Consider the following 25520-nt stretch of genomic DNA (forward strand, 5'->3'; position numbering starts at 1 on the left):
CAAAATCCATCGCCTCCGGGTCTGGCTCAACGCGGTGACGACATTCCTGTTCGCCTCAGTCGCGCCAGACCGGGTTTGTCCATGCCCGCCGCCCGGCGGCATCAATCACCGTCAGGCGCATCCATTCACATTTGGCAAAGCGGTCCAGAGCCATTGATCCGCGCGTCATGCTTTGCCCGTGCACCGCGGCAGAGGCCGCCCCCTTGCCCTGCACGATGATTGTGACGATGGCAGAGCTTTCGACGCTCACCTTGTCATCGGACCACTCGACATTGTGGATAAGCGGCCCGGTTGTGGCATACATGTGGCCCGCTTTCAGGGCATCGAGCAGGGCTGTGGGCGTGTTCTCCTCGGCCTTGACCATGGTCCAACCGCCAAAGTGGTCCGGTTCGTAAAAATGGGCGTCATCCGTCGCACAAAGGGTCAGGCGCCGCCCCTCTTCGAGCAGGCGATCGAGGTGCCAGAACCCCTCGGCCCGATCCGCCGCGATCTGGCAGCCATGATTGTATATCTCGACCGCGTGCGCCGCATCGATGCTGCGCGCATCCGCGAGGCTGAGGCCACCCCATTCCGGATGCGCCACGGCCACAAAAGCCCCCGCATCCCGCGCGCGGCGCGCGATTTCCGGGCCTGTTTCTTGCCCATCCACAGGATGAAACTCCGGTGAATGAGACGGCGCAAAGTCAGGTGGCAGCCCCACCGCAAGAATATGCCACAACTCTCCATTCTCCATCGCACCGGAATGCAACTCGGCTCCGAGAATGGTGGTAAAGGCGTCATCGCGGTACGGGGTCGTATCGACGACGGGATAGTCAAACGGCCCCACAAAGTGATCCGTCAACGCGATGAAATCATAGCCTTCCGCCTTGTAGCGGCGGCAGACTTCGGCAGGGTCCAACACACCGTCAGACCGGGTGGAATGCGTGTGCAGATTGCCGCGCCAAAAGCGGCCAGGAGCGGAAAAGGCGGGATCGTGCATGGCATGCTCCATCAAGGATGTGGTTTGCAGTTCGTCGGGAAAAGCCTGCGAGGTTTCGCGTACGGCTTCAACCATTTCGGACAATCAAATCAGTGCAATGACACAAGAATTGCGGGCAACGATATTGAACTCCGTGTCAGCCACCGTGCTTTTCCAGAAACGCGACGGCGCTCAACTGCCGAAAATCCTCCAACCCGGTGCGCAGACGGGCATGGTCCCAATCCCACCAGGCCAACGCCATCAGCCGCTCCGCCACCTCGGGGGGCTGGCGGTCGCGCAATTTGACGGCAGGGGTGCCCGCGACAATTGTGTAGGGGGCGACATCCTTGGTCACGACGGCCCCTGCCGCGACCACGGCCCCATCGCCAACGCGCACCTCGGGTTTGATCATCGCGCCGTGCCCAATCCACGTGTCGTGCCCGATGCTGGCGCGGCGGGACAGCCGGTGGGCAAAGAACGCGGCATCGTTTTCCACATCGTCCCAATAGTCGCCTGAGCGATAGAGGAAGTGGTGGCAACTGGCGGTATCAAGGGGGTGATCCGTCGCGCCAATCCGCACGAAACTCGCGATGCTGGAGAATTTGCCGATGGTTGCATTGGCAATGTCCACGTAGCGGTCGCAATAGGCGTAATCGCCAAACACGGAGTGGGCGATCCGCGACCCCTTTCCAATTTCGACATAGCGCCCAAGGCGGACGTCGCTCAATTCGACATCCGGGTGCAGGAACGGCGTTTCGGACAGGCGCGCCATCAGTGTTTGTCTTCGCTGCGCCCGATCAGCTTGCCGCGCAGCCAACCCGAGAACCAGTCCATCGCCATGACCATGAGCACCACCAGCACGATGTAGTAAGCGACTTCTTCCCAGTCTTTCTGGGTCTGCATTGCTTGCGTCAGCAGCAGTCCGATCCCGCCCCCGGTGATAGCCCCGATAATGGTGGCCGAGCGGGTGTTGGATTCCAGGAAATAGAGGATTTGCGCCAGCAGCACGGGCACGATTTGCGGGATCACGCCAAAGCGATAGCGCTGCATCGGCTTCGCCCCTGTCGATGAGACACCTTCGATCTGCTTTTCATCCACGTTCTCCAGCGCTTCGGAGAATATCTTGCCAAACGTGCCCGTGTCGGTGATCAGGATCGCCAGCGCACCTGTCAGGGGCCCGGGTCCAAAGGCACGGGCCAGAACGATGGTCCAGATCAGCCCATCCACGCCGCGCACGAAATCGAACAGGCGGCGCATGGCAAAACGGATGGCGGCAAAGGGCGCAAAATTGCGCGCGGCCATGAAGGCCAGTGGCAAGGCGATGATCGCGCCGCCAAAGGTGCCGAGGAAGGCCATCAGGATCGTCTCGCCAATGGCCCAGATCACGTCGGCGTGGCGCCACATGCCATTGCCCCAAAAGTCTTCCCAGGCGCCGGTAAGGTTCGACCGTTCGGGATCGATCCGTTCGCCTATGAAAATCTCGGCCATGGACTTGCCGTGATAGGGCGAGGTCAGCGTGTAGAAGAACAATTCCCACCCGCCCTCATACCGGAACACTTCGGTCTTTGAGCGGGTCATCGTCACGCGGCCATTGTCGGTTGTGATAGTGACGCGGCGGGGGCTGGCGTTGATCCAATCGGGGGGTGTCACCCAGGTTGGTTTCGATCTTGCCGTCAACCAGCGCCGCCTCGATCACGCCGAAATCGGGCACGTCGATCAATGTCCGGTTGCCCGGCAACAGGGTCACCGTCGCACCGTCCCCCAGATCGACGCTCAAACCATCGTCGGGGCCAGTCACCCAGTCGGGCCGCGTGCCGTCCGGATAGCGCCCCTTGCGCTCGCCCTCGATGGCGTAATCCATCTCACCGCTGCTATGGGACCGCGTTACATGGGTCTTGTAGGACCAACTATCTGACGCAAGCGTCACCGCATTGTCCCACTTGGCCCGCTGCGCAAGCCCCATCACATCGAAGGCGAAGAACACGTAGACCAGATAGGCAAGGATCACCGCAGGCGCGGCAAAGCCGACCAGCTTCTTGCGGGCAAAGACCGCATCTGCATCAGACTTGAGTACCGCCAGATCGCTCATGCCCGCGCCCCCTTGGTCAGCCGGTCACGGTAGCGCGAGGACACCTGGTCAAAGATCACGATTGTGGCGAAGAGCAGGATGAAAATTGCCGCCGCCTCATCAAAACGGCCCGGCCCCCAGGCCATCGAATTGCGCAGCTCATACCCAATGCCGCCCGCGCCGACAAAGCCCAGGATGGCCGAGGCGCGAATGTTGATCTCGAACCGCAGCAACGTGTAGCTGAGGTAGTTGGGTGCAATCTGCGGGATCACCCCCAGAAACATCTGCTGCGACCAGGTCGCGCCGGTGGATTTCAACCCGTCCACGGGCTTGAGGTCAGCGTTCTCTGCCACCTCGGAAAACATCTTTCCCAGGGCACCGGCCGTGTGGATCGCGATGGCAATCATTGCAGGCACCGGTCCGCCCCCAAGGACAAAGATCAGCACAAGCGCGATCACAATCTCGGGCACGGCGCGCATGAAATCCATGAACCGGCGAAACAGGGGAATAGCGCGCGGCCACAGCGCCAGTCCGCGCGTGGACAAAAGCGACAGGATCAGTCCGGCCAAGGCCCCGATCAGGGTGGACACGGCCGCGATGTTGATCGTTTCGACCAGCGCGGGCAGGTATTTGACCAACAGCCCCGGCAGATCGGCGCGTTTCTCCCACGCCTCTGACAACACGTCGGCAGGGTAGTCGCCAATGTTGTGCAGCCCGTCCCAGAACCCACCGGCATTGCGGCCATCCGCGATGTTGAAACCGCTGACCATCAGCAGGATGAACACCGCAAGGGTCAACCCGCCGTAGAGGCGGCGACGGTTCACAAGGGCCATGTAATTGGCCTCAATTTGCGCAGTTGCGTCGCTCATCAGGAAGTCTCGATTCGTAAAAAGGGCCGCCCGAAGGCGACCCCGATAGTGCTGAAATCAGTTGCTGATCTTGGCCTTGCGGGCCTCGATCACAGACGTGTACGTGTCATGCGTTACCGGCTGGAAACCCAGCGTTTCGCCTGCGGCAACCGCATAGGCGCAGTCTGTGTCTTTCTCATGAAGGGTGTCGACCAGCGCGGTCATTTTCGCCTTCACCTCGTCCGGCAGCGCCTTGCGCAGCACGATGGGACCTTCGGGGATGACCTTGGATTTCCAGATCTGCGTCAGCTCGTTCATGTCGACCAGACCGGCATCCACAGCCTTGCGCAGCGCGCCCGAGTTATAGCCGTCTTCCCAATCGCCCTGCCCGTCAGCCCAGGTCACGCCCGCGTCGATGTCGCCGTTGAACACGGCGACAATCGTCTGTTCGTGACCGCCGGTGAATTTCACTTCACCAAAGTAGTCACCGGAGTCCATCGACGCGCCGGTCGCCTCTGGGATCTCGATGGATGGGATCAGGTAGCCCGATGTCGAGTTCGGATCACCAAAACCGAACACCTTGCCCTGCATGTCGTCCAGCGAGGTGATGCCGGATTCGGTGCGCGCAAAGCCGATGGAGTGGTAACCGATGGAGCCATCGAGGTTCACCTTGACCAGCACAGGCTCCACCGCTTCGGTGTCTTGCAGATACGTGGCCGCATAGGCAGAGGCCCCCAGCCACGCCATGTCGATGGTGCCGCCCAGCAGGCCCTGGATCACGCCGTTATAGTCTGCGGGCGCAAACAGCTTGACCTCAACGCCCAGCGCATCCTCGGTATAGCCTTGCAGGCAGGAATAGGAATTCAGGCGGTCCTGCGCGTTTTCGCCGCCAAGGATGCCGATGCGGAATTCCGTGATCTCCTGGGCAAATGCTGCGCCGCTCAGCGCTGTTGTGGTGGCCAGTGCCAGGGCAAAGGTCTTGTTCATGGGTCGTCTCCGTCTGTTGGACAAGGGTAGAAAATGCTCAGGCCGGAACGCGTGCTGCGGTTCCGGCCTGATTGAGGGTCTCGATTTCGGTGGACGTCGCCGCCTCCGAAAAATCTGCGCCTGCGCCATAGATGTCGCGCGCGACACCGGTGGTCAGTTGCTCGGGCGTGCCGTCAAATACGATGCGCCCGTCGCGCATCCCGATCACCCGGTCGCAATAGCGCCGCGCGGTATCGAGTGTGTGCAGGTTGCAGATCACGGTGCGCCCATCCTCGTCGTGGATGCGGCGCAAGGCCTCCATCACGATCTGGGCGTTCATGGGGTCGAGCGAGGCGATGGGTTCGTCCGCCAGAATGATATCAGGATCCTGCATCAGGCCACGGGCAATGGCGACGCGCTGTTGCTGGCCGCCCGACAGGGCCTCGGCCCGTTTGGCCGCCTGTTCCGCGATGCCCAGACGGTCCAGGATTTCGATGGCACGGTGGATGTCGGATTGCGGATAAAGGTTGAACATCGTGGCAAAGGTCGAGCGACGGTTGAGCGTGCCATGCAGCACGTTGCTGACCACATCCATGCGGGGCACCAGGTTGAATTGCTGAAAGATCATCGCGCACCGCGACTGCCATGCGCGGCGTTTGGCACCTTTCAGATGGGTCACATCCTCACCCTTGTAGGTGATGCTGCCATCGCTCGCTTCGGCCAGACGGTTCATCATGCGCAGCAGGGTGGATTTGCCCGCGCCAGACCGCCCGATGATGCCGATCATTGCAGGCTTGTCCGCGGTAAAGCTTGCGCGATCCACGGCGATCTTGTCGCCAAAGCGCTTCGTCAACTGCTCAATCGCCAGCATTATGTATCCCCAAGTTCACTTGGGAGCAGCTACCCCTCGGCCATGTCTGGAACGTGACGGTTTTGAAACGGGATGGTTACACGCGTGCAAAACTTTTGTGACGGCCTGTGGGCAATCTGCGGTCGTACAAACAAAAAAAACGGCACCCGAAGGTGCCGCCTTTGATCTCTTGAGTAGATTGAGGCGTTAGCCCTTGCCTTTCCATGGCACCAGCAGCCGTTCGGCCCACCGCATCAGCATGTCGATGCCGAAACCGATGATGCCGATCAGGATGATCCCCATGATCACGATGTCGGTGTTCTGGAACTTGGAGGCGACCATGATCATCATGCCGGCCCCCTGCTCGGCGGCGACCAGTTCGGCCGCAACAACCGTGCCCCAACACACACCCATCGCCACTCGCGCACCGGTAAAGATTTCCGGCAGCGAGTTGGGGACGATCACGTGGCGCATGATCTGCGCCTTGCTGGCGCCCAACGAATAGGCCGCGTGTACCTTGGAGATTTTCACGCCAGACACGCCCGAGCGGGCCGCAATCGCCATGATCCACAAGGCCGCGAGGAACAGCAGGATGATCTTGCCGGTCTCACCGATCCCCGCCCAGATGATCACCAGCGGGATCAGGGCCAGTGGTGGCACAGGGCGCATGAATTCCACGATCGGGTCAAACCAGCCACGGAACCAGTTGCTGAGGCCCATCGCATAGCCCAGCGGAATGCCCACCAGCGCACCAAAGAAGAACCCGACGACAACACGGAACAGCGAGTAACCAAGGTGTTCCCACAAGGTGGAGCCGCGGAAGCCCTCGCTCGCGATTTCGCCGACGCGCTTGACCACAGCCTCGGGTGAGGGCAGCCAAATCGGTTCCATCTGCCAGCCCTTGTCGGGTTGGATGTTGGGTGTGCCCTTGTCCGAGATGGTGACTGTGCCCCAGCCGATATCGACGGTATCGCCGGGCTGCACTTTGGACCCGTTGATCTCGATGATCTCGGCCCCGTCCGCCCGGCCCAACTCGTCATTACGATCCACACGCAACAGGCCAGACCGCCACATGCCGATGGCCACGCTGTCATCCTTGGCCCAACCGTCGCCTTCGGGAACCTCGGGCGCATCCATCGGCGTGCTGATCGGGTGCACCAGCACCGTCACTGTCGCGCTATCACGCTCGTTGCCCGCCTGTGCCGTGTACTCAAACGTGCCCTCGCCCTCGAACGGGCCTGGGGCGTGCAGAAAGCTCGGCAACAGGGACGAGCCTGTGAACATCCCCCAGAGCAGGAAAATGGTGAGGATCGAGATGACACTTGCGGCCCGGTTGGGCGTCACCGCGCTTTCATCACCGAATGTCACTGTCTTGAGCGAACCGTAATCGCTGCGTGCAGCACCCGCGGCGATGGCTCGGACGACAAAGAATGCAACCACGAAAATCGCGACGTAAATCAGAAACGGGATCATGTCGCGTCCTCCGTCCGGCCCATAATTTCTTCTTCCATATCCCAGATCATGCCCAGGATTTCCTCGCGCCGCTCAGCGAACTCGGGATGCTTTTTCACCTCGCGCAGGTCCTGCCCGACGCCCATCTCGGCGAATGGCAGGCGGTATTCCTTGTGAATGCGACCGGGGCGCGGGGCCATGACCAGCAAACGCTCGCCCAGCAACAAGGCCTCTTCAACCGAGTGGGTGATCAGGATGATCGTCTTGCCCGTCTCTTTCCACAGTTTCAGCACAAGGGACTGCATCTTTTCGCGGGTCAGCGCATCCAGCGCGCCCAGCGGTTCGTCCATGAGGATGACGTCGGGGTCGTTGGCAAGGCATCGGGCCAAGGCCACACGCTGCTGCATGCCGCCTGACAGCTCATACACCGCCTTTTCCTTGAAGTCCTGCAAGCCGACCACGTCCAGCAGGTGATCCACGATCTCTGCCTTGTCGGTCTTGGGCGTGCCCTTCATCGACGGGCCAAAGCCCACATTCTCGCGCACGCTCATCCACTCGAAAAGCGCACCTTGCTGGAACACCATCCCGCGTTCGGCATCGGGGCCGTTGATGTCGTGACCGTTGAGGATCATCTTGCCATCGGTCGGGGCCAGAAAGCCCGCAACGATATTCAGCAATGTTGTCTTGCCGCAGCCCGACGGGCCCAGCACACTCAGCAACTCACCTGCCTTGAGGTCGAGCGAGACGTCTTGCAACGCCTGTACTGCCCCCCGTCGGGCAGGTCAAAGCGCATAGAAATACTTTGAATTGAAAGTCCGGACATCGGTTCCCACCTGTCGCTTAGGTGCAAGTGCACTCTGTAGGGCGGGGTTCACCCCACCTCGGTATGAAAAAGGGCCCGTGCGCGATCAGCACACGAGCCCAATTCCGTTGGTCTTACTGGACCGCAGCCAGCGGTGCTGTGTTCACAGTACCTTCGTAGCTTTCCAGCGCGCTGTCGATCGAGCCCGCGTTCACGAACACATCGGCCACACCTTTCATAAAGGCAGGGGCCGTACCGCCCAGCCATGCTTCGCTCAGCTGCTCTTCAACCGTCGGGAACTTGAAGGTCGCCAGCGTGGCCGCTGTCGCATCTTCGTCCATACCCGCGTCCTTGGCGATAACAGGCAGCATTTTCGCCTGGTTGGCTTCGTCCGCCCACATCGCGTTTGCCGCCGCTGTCACGGACAGGAACTGGCTCAGCAACTCGCCTTCTTCGGCGATGAAGTTGGCAGGCGCCGTTGTGGCGTCAAACACCAGAATGCCCAGCGCTTCCTTTTCGGCGCCGGTCAGCAGCACGTTGCCGGATTCCTTCATGCGACGCAGCGCACCGCCCCAACCGCATGCCATGTCGACCGAACCCTGTGCCAGGGCGGCCGCACCTTCGGCGGGTGCCATGTCAACCACGTCCAGCGACGCAAGATCGACGCCAAAGTGGTTCATCTGGCTCAGGAAACCGTAGTGCGCGGCGGTGCCCAGTGGCACGGCCACTTTCTTGCCAGCCAGCTCGCCTGCGGACTCCTTGTCGATTTCCAGGCCCGAGGACACGACGCAGTTGTCGTTCTCGGAATAGGAGACGGCCACGTCAACGATCTGGATGTCCTGACCGGCAGAGGCGGCAACGACGAAAGGCGGAACACCCTGGCTGACCGAGATCTGAACGTCGCCCGACGCCATGGCTGCGGACATCGCCGTGCCTGTGTCAAAGCTCACCCAGTTGATCTTGGTGCCACCCATGGCTTCTTCGTACATGCCTGTTTCTTTGGCAAACTGGAACGGCATCGGCCATTCCAGGAAATAGGCAACCGTGATTTCGCCACCGTGGCCTGCCGCGACTGCGCCCTGCGCGCCTGCCAGCATTGCGGTGGCTGCAACGGCACCCATCAGCTTGGATTTAAAGGTCATCTTGTTACTCCCGTGTTTCATGCAGGCGTTTGTGCTGCACGTTTTGGATAGGTTCGGGCGGTGATCCGCCTCTCGTGGCTGCACAGTGCGCAGCGCTGGCGTGATCCGAGCCCATAATTTGCGCAGGATCAACGTTTAATCAGACAAACCGTCATAATACTGTCGTCCTGAACTGAAGCTTTGGAAAAGCCAAAACTGTGCCAGAGGCTTGAAAACAAGGCGATTTGCGCGAATTTCGCTCGGCAGCAGGCCGTCGCCTTGCAGCAACTGGCTTTACTTACGCCCCCAAACTGGCCCTACTGTTGTGACTAGATTCTCAGCGATTGTGCGCGGCAGCGGGCGAAGTACGCCTATATTTCATTGGCTATCCCACTCATCGAAAGGTTTTGAGACATGGACGGAACGTTCAACGAAAACGACATCAGCCGGGTGGTCGAAGCAGATCGCGCAAATGTTTGGCACCATCTTGTGCAACACCAGCCCTTTTTCACCGGCGCTGACCCGAAAATTATCGTCGAAGGCAAGGGCCTGCGCGTGTGGGACCAGAAAGGCATCGAACATATCGACGCCGTGTCCGGTGGCGTCTGGACAGTGAATGTCGGCTATGGCCGCGAAACCATGGGCGATGCGGTGCGCGACGCAATCGTGAAGATGAACTTTTTCGGCGGCACCGTCGGCTCCATTCCCGGCGCGCTCTTTGCTGAAAAGCTGCTGACAAAGATGCCCGGCCTCGACCGCATCTACTATGCCAACTCGGGCTCTGAGGCGAACGAGAAGGCCTTCAAGATGGTCCGCCAGATCGCGCACAAGCGCTACGGCGGCAAAAAGCACAAGATCCTCTATCGCGACCGCGACTATCACGGCACCACCATCGCCTGCCTGTCAGCGGGTGGCCAGGACGAGCGCAACGCGCAATACGGCCCCTACACGCCGGGCTTTGTCCGCGTCCCGCACTGCCTCGAGTACCGCAAGCACGAACAGGACGGTGCGCCCGATCAGAACTATGGCGAATGGGCGGCCAACCAGATCGAAGAGATCATTCTGCGCGAAGGCCCCGATACCGTTGGCGCGCTCTGCCTTGAGCCCGTGACTGCGGGTGGTGGTGTGATCGAAGCCCCCGATGGCTACTGGCCGCGCGTTGCCGAGATCTGCAAGAAATACGACATCCTGCTTCACATCGACGAGGTTGTCTGCGGTGTGGGCCGTACTGGAACATGGTTCGGCTATCAGCACTATGGCATCCAGCCCGACATGGTCACGATGGCCAAGGGTGTTGCGTCGGGCTACGCGGCCATCTCTTGCCTTGCGACCACAAACGAGGTCTTTGACATGTTCAAGGACGATACCAGCGATCACCTCAACTATTTCCGCGACATCTCGACCTTTGGCGGCTGCACGGCGGGCCCGGCGGCGGCGCTGGAAAACATGCGGATCATCGAGGACGAAGACCTGCTGGGCAACACGACAGCCATGGGCGACTACATGCTGGACCAACTGCGCGCCCTTCAGGACAAGCACGAAGTGATCGGCGATGTCCGCGGCAAGGGCCTGTTCCTCGGCGCCGAACTGGTCGCGGATCGCGACAGCCGCGACCCTGCTGACGAAAAGAAGGTGCAGGCGGTCGTGGGCCACAGCATGAAACAGGCCGTCATAATCGGTGCCACCAACCGGTCGCTGCCGGGCAAGAACAACACGTTGTGCTTCTCACCGGCCCTGATCGCGACCAAGGACGACATCAACCAGATCGTCCACGCCGTGGACGTGGCGTTGACGGACGTCTTCGGCTGATCAACGCAGCTTTGTTACTACCAAAAAGCCCCGGGCATCGCTCGGGGCTTTTTTCGTTGAAGAGTTGTGTGGGCCGGGATTCAGAACGCGACCTTCGGTGCGAAAGGCCATACCGCCTCAGTAAAACGTTGCTCTATGAAATGGTGCCCAGGGGCGGAATCGAACCACCGACACGAGGATTTTCAATCCTTTCCTGTAGAACTTCACAGTGGAACATAGACGCACACATATTATTGATTTATATTGAAAAATATCCAACCAGTTAAACATAGAGACTCATACAAGAACACCCAAACCCGTGCATTTTTTGAGCCTATACGGAGCCTAAGAGTGCCTAGAATAGCCCTCTCTGATCGCACCCTGAAGACGCTCACGCCACCGACCTCCGGCCAAACCACATACTGGGACGAAGGATTAGGCAATTTTGGCGTTCGCATCTCTCAAGGTGGAGCCAAAAGCTTTGTGGTCGTATACGGTCCGAACCGCACCCGCAAGACGCTGGGACGCTACCCCATCATCAGCCTCAAGCAAGCACGTGAGAAAGCAAAGGAACTGCTGGCCGAAGTAACCCTTGGTATCGACAAGCAGCGCTCCATCAGTTGGAAGCAAGCACGTGAACGGTTCCTGCTGGACTGTGAACGCAAGAACAAACGGAACACTGTTGCCTACTATCGCAAGCGGCTGGATACCCACTTCAAGTTCGGCCAACGAAACTTGTCAGACATCAGCAAGCAGGACGTGCTCCAGCGAATTCGTCGTATTAAGACGTCTGCCAGCGAACAGCATCATGCGTTCGTTGCTGCGCGCACGATTTTCAATTGGGCAATTCGCGAAGACCTCTTAGCGTCCAGTCCATTAAATGGAGTGAGAGGATTCAAACCGGCACAGGCACGTGAACGCGTGCTCAACGACAATGAGCTACTAGCCGTCTGGACCGAAGCGACGCAAGCCCCCTACCCGTACGGTGCTATCGTAATGGTATTGATCCTCACAGGACTGCGCCGGAACGAAGCTGCTCAATTGGAGTGGACGTTTATCAATGAGACTGCGGAAGCAATCACAATACCCGCTCACATAACCAAGAACGGACGTGTTCACACAATTCCTCTTGGCAAGACCTTGCTGCAGGTCATTTCCGATCTACCACGCATCAATCGGTTTCTCTTCCCCTCAGCCCATGAAAAAGGAACAGTTTTCAACGGTTGGGGGAAATCCAAGGCGAGACTTGATTCAACTTTAGAAAATGTCGAGCCATATACTCTTCATGACCTACGGCGCACATTTGCCACGACACACGCGAAAATTGGTACCCCCGTCCATGTCACTGAAAAACTACTCAATCACGTATCCGGAACGATCAGTGGCGTGGCAGCGATATACAATCGGCACACGTACCTAGAAGAGATGAAAGTCGCGGCGACCGCTTATGAAGAATATCTCAAGTGCCTATTTGACTCTTGACAGATTCTGTTTTGCGACTCGCGATTGGATTCGACAGATTGCGCTTTTCAGTTAGATTCCAAGTATATGAACAAAACAAACATCGTAGACGTTGTTATGAAAGAGTGGCTGATGGCGGAAGAAGCTCAGCCCGTCGTAGCTGAGGTTTTGCAGTACGACGACGAAGAAGAAAGCAGAAGCGCGCTCGATATTATTGCTGATGAGTGCTATTGGCGAGACCCGAACGACACCCGGTATGACGCAAACCGCTGTCGTTTTCCATTTGCGTCAGAAGAAGAGGTAGCACGCGTTCGCGCCTCCATATCTGCAGACTGCGAGATTGGTGATTTCTTGAAAGAAGAGGTCTAACCGCGTAGCCTGCACCCCTCTCGGGAGACTTGTCGAAACCTGAGGGCATCGCGTTGCTCTCCAATCATGGAGACTTCGTGATGAGGATACTTTCAAAACGTCAGGTGAAAGAGCTTGTTTTGTACTCACCCCAACACATAGCCCGGCTGGAGAAGGCAGGCCAGTTCCCCAAACGGGTAACGCTGGGCCCGAACCGGGTGGGTTGGGTTGAGAGTGAAGTGCTGGATTGGCTTGAAGATCGCCTGAAGCGTCGATGAAGACCTAAACGACACTCCTGGTTACAGGAGCTGGGTGGCCGGGGTTGCAAACCTGGCCACCCGACCCTTTGTCCGGCCGTTTCAGCCAGATGTTTCAAGTAGTCCCAATCGACGTTGACTTAGAACCTCCAGGAACTGGCCAAGGCCTTTCCTTCACCGCAGCAAACACTGAACGCCCAAGCAAAAGGGCGCTAGAACGCATTTCACACCTCACTTTCTGCACGCGCAACATATTGTTTTTCCACGGAAAAGGGCGGAAAGCAGAAGTTCGCTGCGGCCGTGAGATTTCCAGCGGGACCATCTATAGCGGACATTGGCTCCGTCTGAGCCAATACGCTAAGCTAAGCTAAGCTACTTAGATGGTCCGGGTGCGTCCTTCAAAGCGCGAGACGTGGGATCAACACTCATAGCTATTAACTATCATATTTGTCGTGCATCCGCCTGACATCACGCTCTATACAAGGGAAGAGCAGCAAAAAGCAGTTTTGAGGCAGATGGACTATAACGGTTACACAGAGCAAGATACGCTCGACACGCTCATTATGCCGTTTCTATCGAATAGCTACGGATTTCCAAAGCCCGATAGCTTAGATTATCAAGCGCAGCACACCCTACCAACATCAGAGGGGGCATTCGGAAGATATGATGGCCTGTATCTCTCTGAAGGTTACCCGTATGTGGTTCTTGAGGCAAAGCGCTACAGCCATGACTTGTTAGTTGAAGATCAAGCGCAAGCCATCGGGTATGCCACTTCCAAATTCTTCGACAAACCGGTGCCGTTTGTTGTTTTATCGAATGGTCGCGAACACCAGTTCTTCAAGAAAACTGACACGATTGATCCAAAAACGGGGAAGTCCAGCTATGTACCAATCCCACCGACCGATTGGGAAAAAATCCGCGAAGAAACACCCGGCGAAGTCCGGCAACTTCTAACAGAAAACCAGCTTCTCGAAACTTTGCGAACGTTCAAACAAAAGACCTACGATGATATTTCTGGCCTGTTTTTCGACCCAGCCAAAAACAAGCTTGATCCAGAGAGACACCCACTTGGAAAATCGCTTCTCAGCATCGTTAAACAGCGCCGTACCTTCATTGGGGACACCACTTCAAAAAGCGCCTCAAAGGACGCAAAGCTCCAACAATCGTTTCGACAGGCAATCCAAGGGATAGCGCTGCATTTTACGATCAAAATCCTGTTCATTAAGTTAATTGAGGACCTGTCGCGAGGCGCTGGAAGTCAACGGGTCATTCACACATTGTTCCCTCAAAAGTCGTATGACCAAGTTGGAGGGCTGTTTGGATACAAGGTACTGAACGCCTTGAACCATAGCGATCATAGCAAAGCCCTACGGCTCTATGTGACAGCAGAACACTATTACCGGAACATGGCACAAGACCTGGCCAAAGTGACGTGGCAGGACATCTTTCGTTACGGTTTCAACGTCCAGATGGGACAGTATGGCCAACTTTTCCGGGCAGAAGATTATGACCGCTTCCTCCCTGAGGAAGGCACGCTTGAGGAAATCCGCAATCGATTGATCGAGATCGATATTCGAACGGCGGTTATCTACGGCTCGAAAACCAAACGAAAAAACGTTGTGGGGGACATCTATGAACGACTGATCGATGATGAGCTTCGCTCTGGTCTGGGGGCTATTTACACCCCTGATGTGACGATGCTTTTCATGATCGATCTTGGTCAGAAATATCTCAAAACCATGCGCGGCAAGAAAATTGTCGAGCCAGCGTGCGGTTCCGGTCATTTTTATCGAGAACTTTATCGGCGCTACGTTGAAGAGGTTTATGCAGCTTCAGATGCGGCGAATGTGGCTCGCAATCCTGCCGACGCACACGCTGAGGCTCTACAACACATCTATGGTCGCGACATCGACCCATTTGCTGTTCAGCTAACGTTGCTCTCAACTTTCTTGGAGCAGCTTAAAGACAACGTTGGCGCAGGAACCAAAGACAAGAGATGGCTTGCTGACCAATCGGTTGATACTCAAAATTCGCTCGACCCAATCACCGTCGATCCAGACGCAGATTTTGGCATGGAACTGACAAGTGATCTGACCGCGCGCCGCAGTCTTAGAGCAAGCGCCAAACGCGCATTAGACCCTGACTTGGTAATCGGGAACCCGCCATATGGTGTTCAGGTCATCAAGGGCGCTCGCTATGACACGCTGTATGATCTTCGCAGCAAGGATTCCTATGGTTACTTCATAGTGAACGCGCTGGAGCGTCTGAAGCCCGGTAAACGGCTAATTTTCATTGTTAGTTCGTCATTCTTGACGATCGGAAGCCACCACAAACTGCGTCAAGCAATCCTCAAAGATGCCAAGATTATCCGCGTGATCAAACTCCATCGATCAACGTTCCCCGGAATCGATATTTTCCCGGCAATCATTGAACTGGAACGTTGCGTTGACGTGAAAGAACGGAACGACAACCACTACCAGTTTTATGATCTTTGGCGGCTTCATCCTGAAAAGAACAAGGAAGATCTGAAAGCCGCCTACTCGCATATTTTGGAAGACCTTTCCGCTGACAAGCCCTTCCCATTTGAGCCGGCAATCGCGAACCGATACACTGTTCGTCAGGGCATTCTGGGCAAGTACCATCACACACCCATATTCGAGGGTCTGGCGAGCTTCTATGAGTTCATGTCCCGTGATGTTGCAAAGGCGGTTGAAATTACCCTGACCGCTGAAGACGGCGCAAAGAAAAAAGTAGAGGCGCAAGTCGTGCGCGACAGGCATGTCGTCAAACTAGAGCAAATCGCTGAAATCAAAATTGGCCTTCAGTCCGGCAACAACCCGAAATTCTACCGAACTGCGCCGGGGGTACATGGCGGTGCAGCAAAGGGCGGCTATCAAGAGGTCGTGCCACATCAAATCGTGCAAGAAAGCGCTCTTCTTGCTCTGACACCGGGAGAAAAAGAAAACGGCCTGAGTGTAGATGACAAGTCAAACGATGCTTATTTCGTACCGCTCGACAAAGCGGGTGCTTCCGACATTGAAGGTGGTCTTTTACCGCTCTTTTGGAGGCCGCATGAGTTTTTTATCGATTGGTCTAGTAGCGCGGTTTCCGAGATGAAAGCCCTGCACGGTAAGGGCGGTGTCTTTAGGAACCCGCAGTTCTATTTCCAAAAAGGTATCAGCTACTCCACCACCGGGATATACAGCCCAACGTTTAGATTGGGTCATGGGGCTGTTTTTGATCAAAAAAGCTCCTGCATTTTCTGCGATTTATTAGACAGCAAAGTCTTGCTTGGAATTCTATGTTCAACGGTCATTCGTTATTTCGGAAAAAGCTTTATAAACCATGGTGTTGACGCCCAAGTCGGCGAGCTGCCTATAGTCCTTCCTACAAAGGAACAAGCTGGGGCGATTAGCAAGATCGTTGACGAAATCACCAAACATCAAATGGCGGATCACAGCTTCGACTATCGCCCGTTGCTGGCAAAGCTCGATGAGGTGGTCAACGACCTATATGGCCTGAAACCAAACGAACGAACAGAAATCCGGACTTGGTATCATCGGCACTACCCTAACCTGTTTGGGCAAGAGGTAGGCAGTTAAGCGGCAGATTTTGCGTTTTTTTGAATGGCCGTTTTGGTGTGCTGCGTTGCCGAATGATGGGATCGGCCAACGGCAGCAAAGGGCCGTCCGCGGAGTTCTGTCTTAGCCATTGGCTTCCAATGCTGCACAGCTTCCGATGGCAGCTCTGAGCGCCATGGCAATCATCCTCTCTATGCTGCGTGCGCGCAGCGCGACGCCGACCTCGATTGAATGGCTCCGAACATCGCTCGGCAGCGAGAACAGCGGCCATTTGTCCATGGCAAAGCTAGGAGTTAAATCGCCAAGTTTTTGTCGCGAGAAAACCGTGTGTGACGCGATCACCTTTCCTCCCTTGCAATCGTCTGTGCCGCCAAGGTGAGCTTGAACGCCCGCACACAGTTTCATCACAATGTCGTAGCTTTGGGAGATCATTTTGCGTGAGTGACGAAATTCAATCGAAACTTACATCAAGAGGTTCCCCGAATCAAAGGATTGCGTAACCTGTGGTGGTATCATTGTTTCAGAAAGGACTTTGCGATGCCGTTCGATCATACTGCTACTATAAACTTTTTGTGGCTGGAACTTACCAATACCTGCAATCTTGAGTGTACACACTGCTACGCTGGTTCTTCGCCGACTGAAGTTGATGATGCCCCTCTTTCATTTGTGGAGTATGAGAGAATCCTGGACGATGCCGCGGTTGGCGGATGCAACTCTGTTCAGTTTATAGGCGGCGAGCCAACACTGAACCGCCTCTTGCCCGATCTAATTGAAGCGGCCCGAATTAAAGGTTTCAATTTCATTGAAGTTTATACGAACCTAGTACGCTTAACGGACACACAGATTGAGCATTACAAGCGTAACGGTGTTCGGTTGGCCACGTCTGTGTATGGCAAAGATGCCCTAACTCACGATCTGGTGACAACGTATAGCGGAAGCTTTGTGCGCACAATCAGCAATATCAAGAAGGCTCTAAAAGCTGGTCTTGATGTGCGTGCGTCGGTGATTAGGATGGAGTCAAATTTTGATAAAGCGTCAGACACAGTAGAGTGGCTCAAGTCAATTGGCGTTGAAAATGTTGGATTGGACGATGCAAGAGCCTTTGGCCGAGCCCAGGCAAAAAAACCTTGCGATATGGGAGAGCTGTGTGGCGAATGCGCTGGAGGCACCATCTGCGTCGATCCAAATGGTAAAGTCTCTCCATGCATCATGTCCAAGGCCTGGTCCATCGGCAATGTTAGAGAAGACTCTTTTGCAAAGATAGCCGCATCCAAAGCTCTCAAGACACTTCGCGCTGAGATCAAACAGAGCGTTAAAATCCGGATGGGTGGGTGCCAACCGTCGAACAAAAATCCTTGTGGTCCGGATAGCGGCAACTGCAGTCCTTGCAGCCCCAACGGTAACTGCGGTCCGAATTCTTGCGCTCCAAAATAAAGGCAACCTAGTCGAGGGCAGGCACGCGCCGCGCGCCAGCCCGCACGGCGTTTCTAACGGTATCCTTGCTTCCATGGTACGCATGAAAAGTGAGCTTCTTTGCGCCTGCGTTAACGGCGGCTTCAAACGCCGCCATTTTGAGTACAGGCGTTGCCCAAGTGTTCCGCGAAGTCTTACGCACGATTAGGGCAAAAAGTAAAATACAGTCGGTGTCATCAGGCGGAAGGAAAATCGCGGTGCCTACCACATTCGAGTTATGGATCAAGACAATGGAAGTATCCAAACAGTATTTGATGCCACGAAAATCCCCGCTGCGAAGTCGCTCCCCAAATGTTTCGGCGGAATCGTCAAACATATCTGAATGTAGAGAATACACATCATGTTCAAGAACGAGCGATAGCCTGCGAGTGCAGAAGTCGTCAGGCAGTTTGTGGCGCTCCCGTAACTTGCGAACCACACGGACTGCGTCGTTGCATAGGGAACTCAGACTTGCTTCATATGCTTGACCCAAACGAGGTTCTCCGGATTGCAAAAGATGCGAAGGCAGCACTCGATACGCATGGTTTCTTTGAGTTGCCGCGCCAGTTGCGTCCGGATCAAGTAGCTTTCATCAACAGACGACTTAGTGCAATACACTGGCGGAGAACACCCCTTAGCGAAACAAACAAGAGCCAGTATTGGTTGGAAGCTGCCTTGCAAAGCGAGCAGGAGGTAAGGCAAACGATCCTATCGAGATCAGCTTCTGAGATCGTTGAGCACCTCAAAGCATCGCCAAGACATCTGGCTTTCTGGGCTAATTGCTATGGGGAAGGCAAGTTCATTCCTCGACACACAGACAATGACGGCGGAATTCAGATGTTGACCGGCATAGAGCTCACGCAGGACTGTGCCGGAGGGGAGATTATGTTTCACCACAAAGGCACCCATACTGTACTGGTTAGGCCGGGCCATCAAATTATTTTCGATGCTTGCAAATCAGCCCATGAAACAAGGCCCTTGGTTAGCCAGACTACCCAGACTTGCCGGAGAGTTGTTTGCCTGACTAGATTTTACTTTTTAATTTTGTCATAGTGACATGCATTAGCCAGTCATCGAGTAATACATGAGTAGAGCAAACGATTTTTGACCATGGGGATTCTCGTAGGCGGACATAACGATGCTTTCGTGAGCTACGCTCATGATGACAATACTTCAGCAAATAAAATTGTGGATCACTTTTGTATGCATCTTACAAGCCTCCTACGGGTTGAAGCAAGAAGACGCGGGTATGGTGATCACTCGGACGTTCGCATTTTCAAGATGTCACCGGCCTCGCAAGAAATGGTGGAATCTCGAATGAGCTTAGAAAAGAAGTATTACGCTCCGAATTTCTAATTATATTTGTCGGTCAGTCGTACCCAAGCTCTTATTGGTGCGGGCAAGAGTTGAAGGTGTTCACAGAAAGATTTGGCAACGACCGGACGGAATCGATCGAAAGGACCTTTATTGCCGTAATTGAGCCCGAGGCTGGAGCGATTTCTTAGAGTCACCAGATCCAGCCATTACTCGAGATTTCTTTGACAAGGATACCGGCGAAACGTTTGAGCACATTGTCGTGTTTCGCGGCAAGGGAGAGGTCGGACCGCTCTTCCACCGGGAAGTGAAAGAAATCGCAAAGGCAATTGTCGAAAGAGCGGGCGGCATCGTTTAGGGGATGAAGATGGTACTGCATGCATATCTGAGCTACGCCGTCGCAGATACAAATGCCGCGTCAGCATTGAAGCAATCAGCGGATTTGTTTAAAGACGATTTAGAATTCACCGACCATACGATGGTCACGTCGAGCTCACCAATCACAGAGACGGTCGTTGGCTTTATTGGGCGATTGTATATTTGACAAACCCGGCTGGCGCGAATTAGCCTAAAGGCGGTCTCACCACCACACATCCTATCTCGGTTCGTTCTCTGAAAAAGGGCGGATAACTATCCGGGAAAGTGAGGTGATTGCCTTATGGCTAAGAAGTGCGGTTGCAAAACCAAACCGACTGGTCGGAAGACGGTGAAAGTGTCTACACACAAACGCCGCCCTCCGCGCAAGAACTGCAAGTAGCAGTGATTGAGTAAGAAGGTGGTGAGGCCGCTATCGCTTAGCCGTCATCGCCATCTGTGCCTATAGATTCAGATGATGAATCCTCTGTCAACTTCGGCTTTGTGCCAGACTTCACCAGCTTGCCCAGCTTCTCGTCAAAGCGCGCCTCGTCGTCGTCCGCTTCTAGTTCGCGGGCGGCTTCTTTGAAGCGTTCAAGTTGGGTTTTGTCTTTGCTCATGGATCTTTCCCAAAGAGTGATGTTTGAGCAAGTTCGGGAGGCAAGTCTAAGTCCCATGTGTGCTTGACGGTAAGGCCAAGCATTTGAGCAAACGTGGATTGATTGTCATCGTCCGTGTAAAAAATTTCCGCTCCATTTACTTTTGCGATAACTGCAATCTGACGATCAAACTTCACCTCATTCCATCCAGCTTTTACGCCCGACTTCTTGTCGCCAGATGCGATTGCCTTTCTTGTTGCGTCAGCAAGGTCTACAGCGCAGCGCGCATCAAATGGTGCTAAATCAAATACAGCAGAACGGTTTATCTCACCTACTGTTCTTTCGATATCTGGAACGGCGCATAGCAGCTCTGCAAAGCAAGGGGTTGGTATCAAGACGGAGTCCCCGCGCTTGCTGTGGTCGTCCACTAGGGCCTCAACCCGTTCTGCGCAAAACTCGACAGGCTTTCCAGTGGCTGGGTTTGGCGTCGGTTTCGCATCTGGCTTCAAAATCAGCGAGAGGAATGTGTTATCAAAAGCGATAATCACTGCGTATATCCGTTTTTCTCTTCGAGAGTTCGAATATCACCTAGCACATCATCGGGCCAACTGACGTCAATGGACCTCAAGCGGTCAACAGCCTCTCGGAGGTTCTCTCGCTTGATCGGCGCAAAGTCCGCAATGGAAAATTCATCAATATCCCACGCGCCACTTTCGTTCCTTGTCCACGTTCCGCGACCGCTTACTTTCACCTCTTCAAACAGAAAGTCCCTCAGTGCTTTGGCAATGTCACGAGTCGTGGTGCAAAACACAACGCCGTAGTTCTCCGTGCTGATCCGTATTTTCGCATCACCTTTTGTGCCAGCGATGTGGTAGAGTTCACCCGTAAAGGAAGCCGCATCCCTAATTCGTAGTACGACGCTGTCATCCTGACGTTTTCCTGGAAAGCTTATGACATTCCGGTTTTGGGAATCGAAGAATGTGCCGCTTGTTCCGTCTTCCCTGAGCATTGCATTAATGGCGCTTTGCGCTCGAACGGCGGCCTTGGGCGCAGTGCCTTCATTTATGGCCATCAAGCGCTTTACGAGTGTCGCCTCATAATTCCTATCAATAGCAAAAGCGCTGCCATGACTGCTCTCAACCAGATCAACTAGATGCAGATTGTCCGCGACGCCTAACATCTTCTTGATTTCAAGATAATACTCCACCAGACGCCCAAAAGGCATACTCTTGGGTGTGAAGTCATCAATCTTGAAAGTGTAAGTTGTTGTGTCGCTCATCCGCTGCGCCTCCGGCGCAGATTCTACGCGCCCAATGAGTCCCGGTAAAGCACTCGTTTGCCTACCACGGCGTTAAGCGCGATGTGGGCGCGCTCAACGTCGTTGATGCCGTTGGCTTCGCGATGGTTGTAACGAAAATCAAACTCCGCCGCATAGCGGTGCAAGTGCTGCTTGCCACAGTGTTGATACACGCCCTTCATGCCGCGCTTGAAGATGCTGTAAAAGCCTTCCACGGTGTTCGTGTGCATCTCGCGATCTTCGAGGTTCACGTACTCGCCCGCGCTGTGATTGGTCCAGCCGTGAGCGTCAAACACCTTGCCTGCGCCAATGCCCTGATACTGACGAGCTTCGTCCGTCATGACATACGCCTCACGTGCGATGTTCTCTTGCAGGATCGGAACCAGCGTGGACTTCTTGAGATCGTCCACAACGATGCTTTTGGCGCGCTTGGTTTCGCGGTCCACCAGTGTCAGCACCTTCATCTTGTGAGAGCCGCCACGGGCGTTCTTTGCCTTCGTGACACCCGGCTCTTTACCAATGAACGTCTCGTCCACCTCAACCACGCCACCACCGTTGCCAAAGCCCGCCAACGCGCCGTCACGCATACATTCGCGGATACGGTGGGTTAGGAACCATGCGGTCTTGTAGGTGACCTCTAGGACGCGGTGTAGCTGGTGGCTGCTGATACCCTTCTTGCTGGACACCATCAGGTGAATGGCTTGCAGCCACTTGAACATCTCAATGTGGCTTTCCTCAAAGATCGTACCCTTGCGCACAGTAAACTGCTTGCGACACTCGCGGCACTTCCACAGGCCGTGACGCTCTTTGCCCTCGGGGTTCTTCTTGCTGGGCTTGGTGCGCACGCCCGTCAGACGATAAGCGCTATCGACCACGCCGCAGTGAGGGCAGACCGGGCCATCGGGCCAGATGATGCTTTCAACGTGCGCGAACGCAGCGGCTTCATCGTACATGTATGGCTTGGACAGAACGGACATGGTGTTTCCCTCAACTTCTTGATGTTGATATGGGAATCCGCTATGGGTTTGTCAAGTATACAATCGCCCTTTATTGAAAGATCGAACATAGTGTTCTGTTTGGTGAGCGACGAGTTTCGATCTTCTAAATGGTGTTTAGAGGAGCTGAAATTGGCCGACTCCCTTGGGAAGTATATAGTCCCGCTTTTGATCAACAGTGGAAAGCTCCCAAACAGATTCGCACACCTCAACCCAGTTGTCTTAAGTAGGCCCGAAGCGTTCTCAGAAATGCTAAAATTGCACATTCAAACCCTGCGAGATCACGTGAACGCCATGCAGACTGTTCGATCGTGACGGTTGGTTCGTCGGAGCGCGACCAAGTCGGTAGCTTGCATCTGAGTTCAGACGTCGGCTCGATTTTTTTGAAGGAGTTATTTAACCCAGTAGTAGCAAGTGTGTGGTCTCTCGCCGCAAATATTCTGAGCCAATGAATGATGGGTTTGGCATAACGATGCGTAAGGCAGTTTGGCCTAGCCAACCGTGGGTTCGACGCTCCCGCGATTGTGCCGCCGGAGCGAAAGCTCAATTCACTAATCGGGCGTTTTGGTCAAGTTCATTTCATCGTTTGATTTCCGTCTTGTAGAGATCGCAGTCTCTCATCCGGGTCACACTTCTCTCCGCAGTCACTGATGACCCGGTTCGGTTGGGCCGCTGCATGCATGTGTCGGATTGGACGTGGAGCGCCCCGCTTAGTCTCGCGCTTCCAAGTTGCGCAGTGAGCTTTTTCGGCGTCATCCACAGACCTCGTCCGGTGAGGGACGATCCGGTCATTGGTTTTTGGTTGGGTCAAATCATGCGATGCCCTCCACTTTTCCATGACGGAACTCGGTGTTGTCAGCCTACATGCGATGCATGATGACGGCCAGTTTCCTCGCAACGGCGACGACAGCGCGACGACGGCCTTTTCGGCGCATTAGACGTAGGCCCCAGCTCTTGATATCGGAACTCGCGACAGAGCGCATCATCATGGCATTGGCTGCGGCATACAGGGTGGCACGTATGTCGCTGTCGCCAGCCTTCGAGATACGACTAGGATTGTCCGTCTCTCCAGACCGGTATCGTCGAGGTGTTAACCCAAAATGTGCTGCCACTGTTCGAGAACTGGTGAACCGCGCTGGATCATCGACTGCCGCGCGGAATGTCAGGGCGGCTATTGGGCCGACACCAGGGATCGACATAAAGCGCAGGCAGGCCTCATCATGACTGGCTGCTTGCTTCACGCGGCGATCCAGTTCTCGGTAGGTTCTGTAAAGCACCGCGCGCGCATCAAGGAGCGGGAGAAGCGCGTGTGATAGATCTGGATATGCTTCTATCAATGGTTTGACCCGTTCGTCGAAAGACCCCTGATCAACACGAGACGGCAATCGCAGGCCGAACACTCTGAACAAACCACGGACTTGGTTGGCCAGGTCGATGCATTTCTTTTGAACAGCCTTGCGGCTGCTCAGGAGCGCTCTTAACGCGTGAGCTTTGCGGCTCTTGATGAAGACTTTGCCGTACCAACCGGATCGCAGCACCTGTGCAATCCCGCGCGCATCCGTTTTGTCGGTCTTGTTGCGCATCGCCGACAGAGCCGCATTCACTTGCCTCGCTTCCATGCAGACAACGTCAAGACCAGCCGTTTGAAGTCCATAATTCAGGTGTTGGCTCATCACACCGGACTCGAAACCCAACCCGATACTGACCAGCGGGAACATCACGCAGGCAGACCAAGATATCCTCAATCTCACATGCCACTGAGCGCTCAAAGATGAGTCTGCCATCAGCGTCAATCACGCAAACGGCAACCGACCGCAACGACACATCCAAACCCACATAGTAATCCATTTCGTTCTCCTCAAATTGCAGAAGTTACCTGCAACTCTATCAAGAACCTGACCCATCAACCTGGTCAGCCCGATTACCCATACTTTGTCCGCGCTGCGGCCAACTCAGCACGTCGAATGAATGTCCGGTTTGGGCCGCCAGCGCCATCGATGTCACCTGTAGCAGATGACCGCGGTAAGCCCGGATTGACCAGTTACGCCAACGCCAAAGACGTCCGGCTGCGCTGCTAAGTAGGCCTTGGGGCCAATCGTCTTGCTTGGTAGAGTTCCCTCTAACGTTATAGGCGCATTAGTCGAACTAGAGTGCCGCCAAACAATGGAGGTGTTGATGGCGCCAGATTTGATCGAATTGTCCGCGCAAGATCAAGAAGTTCTAAAAATTCTAATTGAACGCGGTTCGTATATGAACACCTACTGGAACTTCTATATCGCCGTAGCCTCGGCGGTTGTCGGCATCATGGCTTCCGGTAAAGAGTTTGCATCCAGTCCTGTTCTAAAGACGATTCTGGTTTTGGCTTTCAGCGGCTTTGCAGTCTCAAATTACAGCGCTCTAATGTCGTTGGTTGAGAAAAGGCTGGCGCTATCGAGCATTCTTTCACCCGATTTTCCCGACGACTTGAAAGATAGTCTTGAGCCACAAGACGCTATCATTTATCGCGCTTTCCATCTTACAATGGTCCTCATAGTGGTTTGCTGCATTCTGGTTGTGCCTTGGCATCGTTTCAAAAGAGCGATACAGGACTCCGTCAGCTAGTGGCGGATGGCTATGAAGGCTTTAGGCTGACACCCGTTAACCGCGCAGTACCGTCGGATGAAGGCTCAGAGCCCAATCTGCGAATTCCCTCTTTTCGCTGCGAGCGTACGCCGCACGAAAGTCGCTCCAGGTGCTCGGTCTTCAGTGCTGCAAGCTAAAGAGATAGCTGCAGTTCGTTAATCATGCGGCGAAGTTTTTTAGGCGAATTTACAGTTCCCTGGACAAAGCAGCCGCATAGTGGAGGTGAAGATGACCGCGTACAGGCTAAGCAAGGCCTTGACCCGAGTCTGTGAAGTAACTGACGCACTGATCGACCGCCGGTCGTTTTTTATCCGTCAGAGAAAGCGGGACACAAATTCTGTCAAGTTTTTGAAGAGAGTGCTCCTTCAAAAACCCAACAGTGCTTCG

At 55.1% G+C, this 25520-nt stretch carries 21 protein-coding genes and 2 pseudogenes; 7 read left to right on the plus strand and 16 right to left on the minus strand.

What is annotated here, in order from left to right; all coding sequences use genetic code 11:
• Positions 1 to 55: 55 nt before the first annotated feature.
• From ACMHLQ_RS07035 to ACMHLQ_RS07075, 9 genes and pseudogenes are all read right to left on the minus strand, one after another.
• Complete coding sequence (locus ACMHLQ_RS07035; RefSeq protein WP_415405244.1) at positions 56 to 979, minus strand: CehA/McbA family metallohydrolase; 924 nt, start codon at positions 977 to 979, stop codon at positions 56 to 58.
• Positions 980 to 1115: 136 nt separating this feature from the next.
• A complete protein-coding gene (locus ACMHLQ_RS07040; protein ID WP_415404074.1) occupies positions 1116 to 1730 on the minus strand; it encodes a chloramphenicol acetyltransferase in 615 nt (204 codons plus the stop codon).
• Positions 1730 to 3047 (minus strand): annotated as a pseudogene (phnE, locus tag ACMHLQ_RS07045) (phosphonate ABC transporter, permease protein PhnE). Before phnE (ACMHLQ_RS07045) ends, ACMHLQ_RS07040 begins: the two are co-directional and overlap by 1 nt.
• Entirely contained in the window at positions 3044 to 3895 is an 852-nt protein-coding gene (gene phnE / locus ACMHLQ_RS07050) for a phosphonate ABC transporter, permease protein PhnE (RefSeq protein WP_415404075.1), read from the minus strand. Before phnE (ACMHLQ_RS07050) ends, phnE (ACMHLQ_RS07045) begins: the two are co-directional and overlap by 4 nt.
• 57 nt (positions 3896 to 3952) lie before the next feature.
• Complete coding sequence (phnD, locus tag ACMHLQ_RS07055; protein WP_415404076.1) at positions 3953 to 4861, minus strand: phosphonate ABC transporter substrate-binding protein; 909 nt, start codon at positions 4859 to 4861, stop codon at positions 3953 to 3955.
• Positions 4862 to 4898: 37 nt separating this feature from the next.
• Complete coding sequence (gene phnC / locus ACMHLQ_RS07060) at positions 4899 to 5711, minus strand: phosphonate ABC transporter ATP-binding protein (RefSeq protein ID WP_415404077.1); 813 nt, start codon at positions 5709 to 5711, stop codon at positions 4899 to 4901.
• A gap of 186 nt (positions 5712 to 5897) precedes the next feature.
• Positions 5898 to 7163 (minus strand): ABC transporter permease, encoded by a 1266-nt coding sequence (locus ACMHLQ_RS07065; protein ID WP_415404078.1) that lies wholly within the window; start codon positions 7161 to 7163, stop codon positions 5898 to 5900.
• Positions 7160 to 7965 (minus strand): annotated as a pseudogene (locus tag ACMHLQ_RS07070) (taurine ABC transporter ATP-binding protein). The gene ACMHLQ_RS07065 and the pseudogene ACMHLQ_RS07070 overlap by 4 nt, the downstream one beginning before the upstream one ends.
• Positions 7966 to 8078: 113 nt before the next feature.
• Complete coding sequence (locus ACMHLQ_RS07075; protein WP_415404079.1) at positions 8079 to 9086, minus strand: ABC transporter substrate-binding protein; 1008 nt, start codon at positions 9084 to 9086, stop codon at positions 8079 to 8081.
• Positions 9087 to 9479: 393 nt separating this feature from the next.
• On the opposite strand from ACMHLQ_RS07075, the gene ACMHLQ_RS07080 reads away from it, so the two are divergent.
• The 5 genes from ACMHLQ_RS07080 (at position 9480) to ACMHLQ_RS07100 (ending at position 16521) form a co-directional block, all read left to right on the plus strand.
• A complete protein-coding gene (locus ACMHLQ_RS07080) occupies positions 9480 to 10874 on the plus strand; it encodes an aspartate aminotransferase family protein (RefSeq protein ID WP_415404080.1) in 1395 nt (464 codons plus the stop codon).
• A 330-nt stretch (positions 10875 to 11204) separates the two neighbouring features.
• Positions 11205 to 12335: a tyrosine-type recombinase/integrase gene (locus ACMHLQ_RS07085; RefSeq protein ID WP_415404081.1), complete on the plus strand. Its 1131-nt coding sequence runs from the start codon at positions 11205 to 11207 to the stop codon at positions 12333 to 12335.
• A 66-nt stretch (positions 12336 to 12401) separates the two neighbouring features.
• The gene (locus tag ACMHLQ_RS07090) at positions 12402 to 12683 is read left to right on the plus strand and encodes a hypothetical protein (RefSeq protein ID WP_415404082.1); all 282 of its coding nucleotides are present in this window, start codon (positions 12402 to 12404) and stop codon (positions 12681 to 12683) included.
• A 29-nt stretch (positions 12684 to 12712) separates the two neighbouring features.
• Positions 12713 to 12940: a helix-turn-helix transcriptional regulator gene (locus ACMHLQ_RS07095; protein WP_415404083.1), complete on the plus strand. Its 228-nt coding sequence runs from the start codon at positions 12713 to 12715 to the stop codon at positions 12938 to 12940.
• A 431-nt stretch (positions 12941 to 13371) separates the two neighbouring features.
• Complete coding sequence (locus ACMHLQ_RS07100) at positions 13372 to 16521, plus strand: Eco57I restriction-modification methylase domain-containing protein (RefSeq protein WP_415404084.1); 3150 nt, start codon at positions 13372 to 13374, stop codon at positions 16519 to 16521.
• A gap of 102 nt (positions 16522 to 16623) precedes the next feature.
• On the opposite strand, the gene ACMHLQ_RS07105 is transcribed toward ACMHLQ_RS07100, so the two are convergent.
• A complete protein-coding gene (locus ACMHLQ_RS07105) occupies positions 16624 to 16932 on the minus strand; it encodes a hypothetical protein (protein ID WP_415404085.1) in 309 nt (102 codons plus the stop codon).
• A gap of 105 nt (positions 16933 to 17037) precedes the next feature.
• On the opposite strand from ACMHLQ_RS07105, the gene ACMHLQ_RS07110 reads away from it, so the two are divergent.
• The gene (locus ACMHLQ_RS07110; protein WP_415404086.1) at positions 17038 to 17934 is read left to right on the plus strand and encodes a radical SAM protein; all 897 of its coding nucleotides are present in this window, start codon (positions 17038 to 17040) and stop codon (positions 17932 to 17934) included.
• Between the two features lie 7 nt (positions 17935 to 17941).
• Here the strand turns inward: ACMHLQ_RS07110 and ACMHLQ_RS07115 are convergent, their stop codons facing one another.
• From ACMHLQ_RS07115 to ACMHLQ_RS07140, 6 genes are all read right to left on the minus strand, one after another.
• Complete coding sequence (locus tag ACMHLQ_RS07115) at positions 17942 to 18289, minus strand: hypothetical protein (RefSeq protein WP_415404087.1); 348 nt, start codon at positions 18287 to 18289, stop codon at positions 17942 to 17944.
• A 1771-nt stretch (positions 18290 to 20060) separates the two neighbouring features.
• Complete coding sequence (locus ACMHLQ_RS07120) at positions 20061 to 20240, minus strand: hypothetical protein (protein WP_415404088.1); 180 nt, start codon at positions 20238 to 20240, stop codon at positions 20061 to 20063.
• On the minus strand, positions 20237 to 20767 hold the full coding sequence (locus ACMHLQ_RS07125; protein WP_415404089.1) for a hypothetical protein: 531 nt from the start codon (positions 20765 to 20767) through the stop codon (positions 20237 to 20239). The genes ACMHLQ_RS07120 and ACMHLQ_RS07125 overlap by 4 nt, the downstream gene beginning before the upstream one ends.
• Positions 20764 to 21498, minus strand: coding sequence for a hypothetical protein (locus tag ACMHLQ_RS07130; RefSeq protein WP_415404090.1), 735 nt, complete (start codon positions 21496 to 21498; stop codon positions 20764 to 20766). Before ACMHLQ_RS07130 ends, ACMHLQ_RS07125 begins: the two co-directional genes overlap by 4 nt.
• A 23-nt stretch (positions 21499 to 21521) precedes the next feature.
• Entirely contained in the window at positions 21522 to 22493 is a 972-nt protein-coding gene (locus ACMHLQ_RS07135; RefSeq protein ID WP_415404091.1) for an IS1595 family transposase, read from the minus strand.
• Between the two features lie 878 nt (positions 22494 to 23371).
• On the minus strand, positions 23372 to 24229 hold the full coding sequence (locus ACMHLQ_RS07140; protein ID WP_415404092.1) for an IS110 family transposase: 858 nt from the start codon (positions 24227 to 24229) through the stop codon (positions 23372 to 23374).
• A gap of 457 nt (positions 24230 to 24686) precedes the next feature.
• Between ACMHLQ_RS07140 and ACMHLQ_RS07145 the strand changes: the two genes are divergently transcribed.
• On the plus strand, positions 24687 to 25112 hold the full coding sequence (locus ACMHLQ_RS07145) for a hypothetical protein (protein WP_415404093.1): 426 nt from the start codon (positions 24687 to 24689) through the stop codon (positions 25110 to 25112).
• Positions 25113 to 25520: the final 408 nt, after the last annotated feature.

Origin of the sequence: Tateyamaria algicola, assembly GCF_047715485.1 — a bacterium.
Classification (GTDB): domain Bacteria; phylum Pseudomonadota; class Alphaproteobacteria; order Rhodobacterales; family Rhodobacteraceae; genus Tateyamaria.

What these genes read in the sequence shown, in the direction of transcription:
- ACMHLQ_RS07115 (WP_415404087.1), bottom strand. Translation starts at nt 18,289, where the DNA reads ATGTTTGACGATTCCGCCGAAACATTTGGGGAGCGACTTCGCAGCGGG.
- ACMHLQ_RS07140 (WP_415404092.1), bottom strand. Translation starts at nt 24,229, where the DNA reads ATGTTCCCGCTGGTCAGTATCGGGTTGGGTTTCGAGTCCGGTGTGATG.
- ACMHLQ_RS07130 (WP_415404090.1), bottom strand. Translation starts at nt 21,498, where the DNA reads ATGAGCGACACAACAACTTACACTTTCAAGATTGATGACTTCACACCC.
- ACMHLQ_RS07120 (WP_415404088.1), bottom strand. Translation starts at nt 20,240, where the DNA reads ATGAGCAAAGACAAAACCCAACTTGAACGCTTCAAAGAAGCCGCCCGC.
- ACMHLQ_RS07035 (WP_415405244.1), bottom strand. Translation starts at nt 979, where the DNA reads ATGCACGATCCCGCCTTTTCCGCTCCTGGCCGCTTTTGGCGCGGCAAT.
- phnD (WP_415404076.1), bottom strand. Translation starts at nt 4,861, where the DNA reads ATGAACAAGACCTTTGCCCTGGCACTGGCCACCACAACAGCGCTGAGC.
- ACMHLQ_RS07110 (WP_415404086.1), top strand. Translation starts at nt 17,038, where the DNA reads ATGCCGTTCGATCATACTGCTACTATAAACTTTTTGTGGCTGGAACTT.
- phnC (WP_415404077.1), bottom strand. Translation starts at nt 5,711, where the DNA reads ATGCTGGCGATTGAGCAGTTGACGAAGCGCTTTGGCGACAAGATCGCC.
- ACMHLQ_RS07090 (WP_415404082.1), top strand. Translation starts at nt 12,402, where the DNA reads ATGAACAAAACAAACATCGTAGACGTTGTTATGAAAGAGTGGCTGATG.
- ACMHLQ_RS07135 (WP_415404091.1), bottom strand. Translation starts at nt 22,493, where the DNA reads ATGTCCGTTCTGTCCAAGCCATACATGTACGATGAAGCCGCTGCGTTC.
- phnE (WP_415404075.1), bottom strand. Translation starts at nt 3,895, where the DNA reads ATGAGCGACGCAACTGCGCAAATTGAGGCCAATTACATGGCCCTTGTG.
- ACMHLQ_RS07105 (WP_415404085.1), bottom strand. Translation starts at nt 16,932, where the DNA reads ATGATCTCCCAAAGCTACGACATTGTGATGAAACTGTGTGCGGGCGTT.
- ACMHLQ_RS07075 (WP_415404079.1), bottom strand. Translation starts at nt 9,086, where the DNA reads ATGACCTTTAAATCCAAGCTGATGGGTGCCGTTGCAGCCACCGCAATG.
- ACMHLQ_RS07065 (WP_415404078.1), bottom strand. Translation starts at nt 7,163, where the DNA reads ATGATCCCGTTTCTGATTTACGTCGCGATTTTCGTGGTTGCATTCTTT.
- ACMHLQ_RS07145 (WP_415404093.1), top strand. Translation starts at nt 24,687, where the DNA reads ATGGCGCCAGATTTGATCGAATTGTCCGCGCAAGATCAAGAAGTTCTA.
- ACMHLQ_RS07040 (WP_415404074.1), bottom strand. Translation starts at nt 1,730, where the DNA reads ATGGCGCGCCTGTCCGAAACGCCGTTCCTGCACCCGGATGTCGAATTG.
- ACMHLQ_RS07080 (WP_415404080.1), top strand. Translation starts at nt 9,480, where the DNA reads ATGGACGGAACGTTCAACGAAAACGACATCAGCCGGGTGGTCGAAGCA.